The sequence below is a fragment of the Mammaliicoccus sp. C-M13 genome (assembly GCF_022386845.1).
GTDB classification, from domain to species: Bacteria; Bacillota; Bacilli; order Staphylococcales; family Staphylococcaceae; genus Mammaliicoccus; species Mammaliicoccus lentus.
The window spans coordinates 1-372 of sequence record NZ_JAJNHQ010000042.1 but is presented as its reverse complement, the minus strand read 5'-3'; the positions used below and the strand labels follow the sequence as shown (position 1 = coordinate 372).

Sequence of the window (372 nt, the reverse complement as noted above, 5' to 3'; positions counted from 1 at the left end):
CACCATGTTTTAGAGCCATTAGCTCAGTTGGTAGAGCATCTGACTTTTAATCAGAGGGTCAGAGGTTCGAATCCTCTATGGCTCACCATTAGCGGGTGTGGCGGAATTGGCAGACGCACTAGACTTAGGATCTAGCGCCTTACGGCGTGGGGGTTCGACTCCCTTCACCCGCATTATTTAAAGAAATTAAGCATTTAATCTTGCAGAAGTAGTTCAGCGGTAGAATACAACCTTGCCAAGGTTGGGGTCGCGGGTTCGAATCCCGTCTTCTGCTCCATTATTTGCCGGGGTGGCGGAACTGGCAGACGCACAGGACTTAAAATCCTGCGATAAGTGATTATCGTACCGGTTCGATTCCGGTCCTCGGCACCA

The 372-nt window shown here is 50.3% G+C and carries 4 tRNA genes; all 4 read left to right on the top strand.

Features of this window, described 5'->3' with window-relative positions:
- The first annotated feature begins 12 nt into the window (after positions 1-12).
- Positions 13-88, top strand: a tRNA-Lys gene (locus LQ615_RS13400).
- A 3-nt stretch (positions 89-91) separates the two neighbouring features.
- A tRNA-Leu gene (locus tag LQ615_RS13395) sits at positions 92-173 on the top strand.
- A gap of 29 nt (positions 174-202) precedes the next feature.
- Positions 203-277: transfer RNA gene (locus LQ615_RS13390), tRNA-Gly, on the top strand.
- Positions 278-283: 6 nt separating this feature from the next.
- Positions 284-372, top strand: a tRNA-Leu gene (locus tag LQ615_RS13385).